The sequence below is a fragment of the Micromonospora echinofusca genome (assembly GCF_017614955.1).
Classification (GTDB): Bacteria; Actinomycetota; Actinomycetes; order Mycobacteriales; family Micromonosporaceae; genus Micromonospora; species Micromonospora echinofusca_A.
In genome coordinates this window covers 1-1,816 of the sequence record NZ_WVUH01000611.1, presented here as the reverse complement: position 1 = coordinate 1,816, position 1,816 = coordinate 1, and the positions used below count along the sequence as shown (strand labels likewise).

The window sequence follows — 1,816 nt, the reverse complement described above, 5'->3', positions numbered from 1 at the left end:
GGTGCAGGTGACGCCGTTGAGCGCGAACGTCGTCGGCGCGGTGTTGGTGCCGGACCACGAGCCGTTGAACCCGAACGACACCGTCGCGTTGGTGCCCAGGGCGGCGTTGTAGCCGACGTCGGTCGCGGTCACGGCGCTGCCGGCGGAGGTGACCGTGGCGTTCCATGCCTGGGTCACCTGCTGGCCGGACGGGAAGGTCCAGGTCAGCCGCCAGCCGTTGACCGGGTCGCCCAGGTTGGTCACGTTCACGTTCGCCGAGAACCCGCCCGGCCACTGGTTGGGAACGGAGTAGGCGACCTGGCAGCCGGCGGCGGCGTACGCGCTGACCGCGAACGTCAGGCCGAGGCTGGCCAGCAGTGCCGTGACGGCGGTCGTGACCAGACCGATCCGCCATCGTGTCCGTCGTACCGTGCTGCGTAGACCGGTCATGACGCTCCTCGCCGGGAAAGATGCTGCCGTGTCGGGTGACCCGGCCACGCCGTACCCCGCAACAGGGACGACACCCGGGTCGGCTCGCAGATTAAGTTTGGATTCCAAACTTTGTCAATCGACGGACCGGGATGCGAGTAGGCCCGGCGGCGACCCGGCGACCGGGTCCCGGGCAGGGCGACGCTGCCGGCGGCTGTCAAGCCGCCGGCAGCACCGCGCTGCGGATCAGCTCAGAGCCGGGCGCCCACGTCGGCGCCGTTGGTCGGGTGCAGGAACGTCGACGTCGGGATCGATCCGTCCGCCGCCCGGGGACCGGTGATCGTCGAGGAGTTGGTGCTCACGAAGGTCCAGGTACCGCCGAGGTTCCACGAGTTGTTGGCACCGGTCGAGCTGCCCAGCGAGACGTTCGTGCCGTTACCCACCGACAGGTTCCGGTTCACGACGGACGTCGACCGGGACACGTCGAAACCGGCCTTGCCGTTGTCCCAGGCGGTGTTGCGCTCGAAGACCAGCGAGCCCGGGTTGCCGTTGTCGATGAAGCCGCCGGCCGAGTTGCCCCAGGCCATCGAGTTGCGGGTGATGTGGTTGACCGCCGGACGGGGGTCGGTGCCGCCACCGTTCTTGAAGCCGTTGCCGTCGCCGGTGTAGTCGGGCAGGTTCCAGTGGTTGTAGCCGTTGTCGTAGGCGACGCTGTTCTCGATCAGGATCGGCGACAGGAACAGCCAGGCGTCGAAACCGTCGTCGGCGTTGCGCCACAGCCGGGCACCCCGCACCACGTTGCCCGTCCCGGAACCCTCCTTGATCGCCAGTCCGTCGGCGCTCTCCCCGTTCTTGCGCGGGTCCCGGTTGCCGTAGCTGTCCAGGTTGATGATCTGGTTGCCCGACGAGGCGCCCTGCAGGTGCAGGCCGGACTCGTAGTTGTCCCGGGTGACCAGCCGCTCGTACCGGCCGTTGTTGGTGTCCACCCCGAAGATGCCGTACGGGCCGTTGATGATCTCCAGGCCGACGAACCGCCACCAGTCGCCCTCGACGTGCAGGGCACCCCGGTCGGCGCGCGGGATGCTGGAGCCGACGGCCCCGGGGGTGTACGGCATGTTCTCCCCGTCGATGACCACGCGCTCACCGTTGTAGTTGGTGAGCGTGATCGGCTGCGCCGAGGTGCCGTCCTTGAGGATCTTGATGGTGACGCTGGGCGCGTAGGTGCCGCCGCGTACCGCGATGGTGCCACCCGGCTGGACCAGGTCGTGGGCGCGCTGGATGCTCTTCAACGGCTGGGCCAGGGTGCCCGGGTTGGCGTCGTCGCCGGTGGTGGCCACGAACAGGCTCCCCGTCGGGGGCGCGGTGGTGGGCGTCGGCGACGGCGTGCTCGTCGGCGTGGGCGAGGGAC

At 69.3% G+C, this 1,816-nt stretch carries 2 protein-coding genes; both read right to left on the bottom strand.

What is annotated here, in order from left to right:
- On the bottom strand, positions 1 to 429 hold a 429-nt coding region (locus tag GSF22_RS33290; protein ID WP_208817876.1), incomplete at its 3' end, for a cellulose-binding domain-containing protein.
- Between the two features lie 230 nt (positions 430 to 659).
- Positions 660 to 1,816, bottom strand: a 1,157-nt coding sequence (locus GSF22_RS33285; protein WP_208817875.1) for a right-handed parallel beta-helix repeat-containing protein, incomplete at its 5' end; no start/stop codon positions are given.